Source organism: Paraburkholderia sp. BR10141, assembly GCF_056155635.1.
On record NZ_JBMIQH010000029.1, the window covers coordinates 97,008 to 104,323 of the forward strand.

Consider the following 7,316-nt stretch of genomic DNA (forward strand, 5'->3'; position numbering starts at 1 on the left):
GAGACGCCGGCGGCAGCATGCGCGCGCCGTGGGTGCGCATGCATGCTGCCGGAGAAAGACGTGCTTACTGCTGCGCTTGTTGCGGCTTGTTGGAGAGCGCCAGTCGCAGCAGGTCGGCGACCGTGTTGACGTTGAGCTTCTCCATGATGTTGGCGCGGTGCGCCTCCACCGTCTTGATGCTGATCCCGAGGTCGTCGGCGATCTGCTTGTTCAGGCGGCCCGCGATGATGCGCTCGAGCACCTGGTGCTCGCGCGCCGTGAGCTTGCCGAGGCGTTCGGCGGCCGCGCGCTGTTGCTGCACGTTGGTGCTTTCGTTGCGCGCCTTGTCGAGCATGCGCTCCACCAGCTTGCGCAGCTCGGCTTCGTCGAAGGGCTTCTCGATGAAGTCCATCGCGCCCTTCTTCATGGTCGAAACGGCCATCGGCACGTCGCCGTGGCCCGTCACGAAGATGATCGGCAGCGAGGCGTTTTCGGCGATCAGACGTTCCTGCAGTTCGAGGCCGCTCATGCCTTGCATGCGCACGTCCAGAATCATGCAGGCGATCTGCCCGGCTTGTTGCGCCGGCTGGTACGCCTCGAGGAACTCCTCCGCGCTGTTGAAACACTGGACGCGGTAGCCGTTCGCTTCGAGGAGCCAACGCAGGGAATCTCGTACGGCCTCGTCGTCATCGACAACAAAGACGGTTTCCTGGGTGGTGACTGGGCTGTTCATGGCTCTCCCGTAACGGTTTGTGGAGTCGGTTCGTCGGTGTTCCGCGAGGGGGTGTCCGATTCGCCGATAGGCAGACTGCAATGGAACGTTGCGCCGCTGATGTGGCCGTCGGATTCGACGTTGTTGACCACCCAGAGACGCCCGCGGTGCGATTCGATGATGGAACGGCAGATGTTCAGGCCCATGCCCATGCCGTCCGACTTGGTGCTGTAGAAGGGTTCGAAGAGACGCTCGGCCGTGGCTTCGTCGACGCCGGGGCCTTGATCGACCACGCTGATGCAGACGTTGCCGCCTTCGCGCTTCACGATCACGCGGATCACCGGGTCGATCGCATTCGGGCGCGCTTCGGCCATGGCTTCCGCGGCGTTCTTCAAGAGGTTGACGAGCACCTGTTCGATCAGCACCGGATCGACGTAGATCACGGGCATGCGCGAGCGCATGTCGGTCACGATGCGGATGCGGCGCTTGCGCGCCTCGATTTCGGCGAGACCCACCGCGTCGGCGACGATGTCGGCTACGCGCGTGGCCTGCCGCTTGGGCTCGGAGCGTTTCACAAACTCGCGGATGCGCTTGATGATCATGCCCGCGCGCACGGCTTGCTGCGCCGTTTTCTCGAGCACGGGCAGCAGGTTGTCGGGCGCGGCACGGCCCGACTTCACGAGCGCGACGGTGCCCGAGGCATAATTGTTGATCGCGGCGAGCGGCTGGTTCAGCTCGTGCGCGAGCGACGAGGCCATTTCGCCCATCGTCATCAGGCGGCTCGTGAACTGGAGCTTTTCGTCCTGCTGGCGAGCCAGTTCCTGCGCCTGCTTGCGCGTGGTGATGTCGGTCGCGATCTGCATCTGCGCGAGGTGGCCGTCCACCCACTGGATGTACTGGCGGCGCACTTCGAACCACTTCTGGATGCTCTCGACATAGACCTCCTGCGCGTCCGCCGTGCTCTCGGTGAGCGCGGTGGCGGGCAGGCCGGCGAAGGCGTCGACCATGTCGATCGAATCGGAAGAGGCGCTCGCCGAATCGAAGCCGCCGCCGCCCGCGAGTTCCAGATGGCCGTCCGGGCGGATGCCGAAGAGGTGGCGGTAGTAGCGGTTCGCAAACAACAGTTCGGCTTCGTCGGCGGCGAGCACCGAGACGGCGGCGTCGAGGCTTTCCAGCACGGTGGTGAAGCGCTCGTGCGCGGCGGCGAGTTCTTCGCGTGCGCGCTTGGGCTCCGTGATGTCGGTCATCGACGACATCCAGCCAGTCTGGCGGCCCGAGCTGTCGATGAGCGGCGAGACATAGAGGCGCGCATGGAACTGCGAGCCGTCCTTGCGCCGCACGCGCAGTTCGAACCCCGAGGAGGGCGCCTTGCCACGCAGCGTCATGTCGAGCTGGCGCTGCATTTCGGGGTAGGCGTCGCGCGGCCAGTAGGGGAACGGTGCGTTCTTGCCCACGAGGTCGCTTTCGTCCCAGCCGGTCATGCGGCAGAACGCCGGGTTCACGTGCGTGATGCGGCCGTGCATGTCGAGCACGCGCATGCCGATCAGCACCGAGTTTTCCATCGCGCGGCGGAAGAACGCCTCCGCATAGAGTGCCTGCTGCGCCTCGAAGCGCTGGCGCGTGTGCTTCCAGAGGCTCCAGAGGCTCCACAGCACGAAACACGACAGCCCCGCGACCAGCCACACGAGCGTGTTGTTCGTGAAGTTGGTCATCTGCGGATACGAGTACACGCGTACCGACACGCCCTGGCCGGGCGGATCGAGCGGCAGGTCGTAATAGACGTCGCGCGGCAGGCGCGGGCGCGTCGAGGTCGTGGCGAGCTCGCGGTTGTTCGCGTCGAGGATCGAAATCTTGTACTTGGCCGACAGCTCAGATGGGATGTCGTGCTTCAGGATGCCTTCGACCGAAAACACGGCCGCGATCGACCCAAGAAATTCACGATCGCGGTATACCGGCGTTTGCAGCGTGATGTAGCCGTTACCGACGTCGTCGTAAATAAGCGGCGAATACACCTGGCGGCGCGTGGCGCGCGCCTCGGCGAAAGCGGCCTTCACGGCCTCGTCCATTTGCGCGTCGTTGGGCTTCGCGAGGCGCTGGCCGAAGACCGGCATCGCCGTGTTGGGCCAGCGCGGCGCCTCCTGGCTCGTGTACCAGTTGAGATAGAGGATCTCCGGATGGCCCTGCATGATGTCCGTGGTGGACGTCTGGAAATACTGCGGATCGCTGTGGCCCGCGGCGAGGTCGCGAGCGAGCGCCTGCAACTGCTCCTGCGCGCCTGTCATGGATAGCCGGATCTGCTGCTGGGCCCATGCGACGTTGCGGTAGAGCGTGTCTTCCTGCTGCTGTTGCTCGCGGCGGTTCAGGCTCCACAAGATCAGGCTCATGACGATCAGGAACACGAGGATCGACAGGAGCGGCGTCAGCAAATAGGAATTCGACCACCAGGGTCCGTGGTGCCAGCGAGACGGCGACGACTCGCCGGGCGTTCCGGGCGGCCGCGCCGAGCGTGCGAAAAGCCGTTCGGTCAACATGGCAAGGATTGTAGCTCAGCGTAAGACACGGAAATGCCGCGAAAAAAGCCGTAAATCGCCGATAAACAGGTGCAAACTGGCCGTTATCGGCTCAAGGGCGCGAACGATTAAGCGTGCGCTGCAGCAATTTTTCGCATTATAAAATCGCATCTCGCAATTCGAAAATTTTGTTGCGCAATGGTCAGGGGGGTCATTACAATCGCCCCGAAGCTGCTGCGGTTGGCCCGGTCACGTCTTAAGCGTTGCCGCCCGCATGGTCCGATCAACAGCGTTCCCCTATATTCAGGAGACGAGCATGTCCGCTGTACCCGACGAAGTCCTCAAGTACGTTGCCGCCGACAAGGACGAGGATCCCCAGGAAACCGCCGAATGGCTTGAAGCGCTGGACGGCGTCATTTCGACTGTCGGCCCTGATCGCGCCCACTACCTGATCGAAAAGCAGATCGAATTCGCCCGTGTGCACGGCGAGCATCTGCCGTTCTCGGCGAACACGCCGTACATCAACACGATCCCCGTCGCCAACCAGGCCAGGAACCCGGGCGACCAGGACATCGAACACCGCATCCGCTCGTACACGCGCTGGAACGCCATGGCCATGGTGCTGCGCGCGGGCAAGCACACGAACGTGGGCGGCCACATCGCTTCGTTCGCATCGGCGGCCACGCTCTATGACGTCGGCTACAACCACTTCTGGCGCGCGCCTTCCGCCGAGCATGGCGGCGACCTCGTGTTCGTGCAGGGCCACTCGTCGCCGGGCGTCTACTCGCGCGCGTTCCTGCTCGGCCGCCTGACCGAAAAGCAGCTCGACAACTTCCGCCAGGAAGTGGGCGGCGAGGGCATCTCGTCGTACCCGCACCCGTGGCTCATGCCGGACTTCTGGCAGTTCCCGACCGTCTCGATGGGTCTCGGCCCGATCATGGCGATCTACCAGGCGCGCTTCATGAAGTACCTGCAGGCGCGCGGCATTGCCAAGACCGACGGCCGCAAGGTCTGGGCCTTCCTCGGCGACGGCGAAACGGACGAGCCGGAATCGCTCGGCGCGATCGGCATGGCCGGCCGCGAGCGTCTGGACAACCTCGTGTTCGTCATCAACTGCAACCTGCAGCGCCTCGACGGCCCGGTGCGCGGTAACGGCAAGATCATCCAGGAACTCGAAAGCGAGTTCCGCGGCGCCGGCTGGAACGTCGTCAAGGTCATCTGGGGCAGCCGCTGGGACGCGCTCTTCGCACGCGACAAGTCGGGCGCGCTGATGCGCCGCATGATGGAAGTGGTCGACGGCGAGTACCAGACGTACAAGTCGGAGTCGGGCGCGTTCGTGCGCGAGCACTTCTTCAATACGCCGGAACTGAAGGCGCTGGTCGCCGACTGGTCCGACGACGACATCTGGAACCTGAACCGCGGCGGCCATGACCCGCACAAGATCTACGCGGCATTCCACGAAGCTTCGAACTCGAAGGGCCAGCCGACCGTCATCCTCGCGAAGACGATCAAGGGCTACGGCATGGGCGAAGCCGGCCAGGCCATGAACATCACCCACCAGCAGAAGAAGATGCAGGTGGATCAGCTCAAGAAGTTCCGCGACCAGTTCCGCCTGCCGATCACGGACGAGCAGATCGTCGACGTGCCGTACCTCACGTTCGAAGAAGGCTCGAAGGAACTCGAGTACATGCGCCAGAAGCGCATGGACCTCGGCGGTTATCTCCCGGCTCGCCGCCAGAAGGCCGAGTCGCTGCCGGTGCCGGCGCTCGACGCATTCGAGCCGCTGCTCAAGGGCACGGGCGAAGGCCGCGAGATCTCCACGACGATGGCGTTCGTGCGGATCCTGAACATCCTGCTGAAGGACAAGGCGCTCGGCAAGCGCGTCGTGCCGATCGTGCCGGACGAGTCGCGTACCTTCGGTATGGAAGGCCTGTTCCGCCAGATCGGCATCTGGAATCAGCAAGGCCAGAAGTACGTGCCGGAAGATTCCGACCAGCTGATGTTCTACAAGGAATCGGAAACCGGTCAGATCCTGCAGGAAGGCATCAACGAAGCCGGCGGCATGTCGGACTGGATCGCAGCTGCGACGTCGTACTCGACGCACGGCGAGATCATGATCCCGTTCTACATCTTCTACTCGATGTTCGGCTTCCAGCGTATCGGCGACCTGGCCTGGGCCGCAGGCGACATGCGCTCGCGCGGCTTCCTGCTGGGCGGCACGGCGGGCCGTACCACGCTCAACGGCGAAGGTCTGCAGCACGAAGACGGCCACTCGCTCCTGTGGGCGGCTTCGGTGCCGAACTGCGTGAGCTACGACCCGACGTTCGGCTATGAACTCGCGGTCATCATGCAGGACGGTCTGCGCCGCATGGTGCAGGACCAGGAAGACGTGTTCTATTACGTCACGGTGATGAACGAGAACTACGAGCACCCGGCGATTCCGCAGGGCGAGAGCGTGGCGGCCGACATCATCAAGGGCATGTACTCGTTCCGCAAGGCCGACGCGAACGCCAAGGCGCCGCGCGTTCAGCTGATGGGCGCGGGCACGATCTTCAACGAAGTGATCGCGGCCGCTGACCTGCTGAAGAACGACTGGGGCGTCGAAGCCGATCTCTGGAGCGTGCCGAGCTTCACCGAACTCGCTCGCGAAGGTCATGAAGTCGAGCGCTGGAACCTGCTGCACCCGAGCGAGCCGCGCCGCGAATCGCACGTCGAGAAGCTGCTCAAGGGCACGCAAGGTCCGATCATCGCTTCCACCGACTACGTGCGCGCGCTGGTCGACCAGATCCGCGGTCTGGTGCCGCGCAAGTTCGTGGTGCTCGGCACCGACGGCTTCGGCCGTTCGGACACGCGTGAGAAGCTGCGTCACTTCTTCGAAGTCGATCGTTACTGGACCACGGTTGCAGCGCTCAATGCGCTCGCAGACGAAGGCAAGATCGAGCGCAAGGTGGTTGGCGAGGCGATCGCCAAGTACAACCTCGATCCGTCCAAACCCAACCCGATGACCGTCTAACCCATCACCCCTGTGCATGGCATGTGCGCCTCCCCGAAACGGGGAGGCGTGTCGTATGCGGCCCCGGAGACACTAACAATGAGTCAAGCGATCGAAGTCAAGGTGCCGGACATCGGCGATTACAAGGACATTCCTGTGATCGAGGTGCTGGTGAAGGCGGGCGATACCGTCGAAAAAGAGCAGTCCCTCATCACGCTCGAGTCGGACAAGGCGACCATGGACGTGCCGAGCCCGGCGTCGGGCACGGTCAAGGAAGTGAAGGTCAAGGTCGGCGATAACGTGTCGGAAGGCTCGCTCGTGCTGGTGCTGGACGGCGCCGGTGCAGGCGCTGCGCCCGCCGCTCCCGCGCCCGCCGCGAAGGCAGAGAAGGCCGCTCCTGCCGCCGCGCCCGCGCAGGCGGCTGCGCCGGCCCCCGCTGCAGCGCCCGCCGCAAGCGGCGGCGTGCAGTCGGTCAAGGTCCCCGACATCGGCGACTACAAGGACGTACCGGTCATCGAGATCGGCGTGAAGGTCGGCGACCGCGTCGAGAAGGAGCAGTCGCTCGTCACGCTCGAATCGGACAAGGCGACGATGGACGTGCCGAGCCCCGTGGCCGGCGTCGTCAAGGAAATCAAGGTCAAGGTCGGTGACAACGTGTCGGAAGGCACCGAGATCGTCGTCGTCGAAGCAGAAGGCGCCGCGGCACCCGCCGCCGCACCGGCTGCGAAGCACGTCGAAGAGCCGTCGGACGCGCCCCAGCAAGCGCCGGCCAAGGCTGCCGCCGCAGCGCCTTCGGCACTCGCGCAGGCGCCGATCATTCCGGCAGGCGAAGGCGGCTCGAGCCGTCCGAGCCATGCCTCGCCGTCCGTGCGCAAGTTCGCGCGCGAACTCGGCGTGGACGTTGCCCGTGTCACGGGTACGGGTCCGAAGGGCCGCATCACCCAGGACGACGTCACCGCGTTCGTGAAGGGCGTGATGACGGGCGCGCTCGCAGCGCCGGCCGGCGCCGCAGCCGCACCGGCTGCGGGCGGCGCGGGCCTGAACCTGCTGCCGTGGCCGAAGGTCGACTTCACGAAGTTCGGCCCGATCGACACGCAGCCGCTGTCGCGCATCAAGAAGATCT

General features: G+C 64.7%; 4 protein-coding genes. 2 read left to right on the forward strand and 2 right to left on the reverse strand.

The annotated features are described in order from the left end of the window. Window positions 1-64 precede the first annotated feature (64 nt). A complete protein-coding gene (gene fixJ / locus ACOJB8_RS31050) occupies window positions 65-712 on the reverse strand; it encodes an oxygen response regulator transcription factor FixJ (protein ID WP_042264842.1) in 648 nt (215 codons plus the stop codon). Continuing rightward, on the reverse strand, window positions 709-3,222 hold the full coding sequence (fixL, locus tag ACOJB8_RS31055) for an oxygen sensor histidine kinase FixL (protein ID WP_368606274.1): 2,514 nt from the start codon (window positions 3,220-3,222) through the stop codon (window positions 709-711). Before fixL ends, fixJ begins: the two co-directional genes overlap by 4 nt. 295 nt (window positions 3,223-3,517) lie before the next feature. Between fixL and aceE the strand changes: the two genes are divergently transcribed. Then, a complete protein-coding gene (gene aceE / locus ACOJB8_RS31060) occupies window positions 3,518-6,214 on the forward strand; it encodes a pyruvate dehydrogenase (acetyl-transferring), homodimeric type (protein WP_475016019.1) in 2,697 nt (898 codons plus the stop codon). A 78-nt stretch (window positions 6,215-6,292) separates the two neighbouring features. Next, on the forward strand, window positions 6,293-7,316 hold a 1,024-nt coding region (locus tag ACOJB8_RS31065), incomplete at its 3' end, for a biotin/lipoyl-containing protein (RefSeq protein ID WP_475016021.1).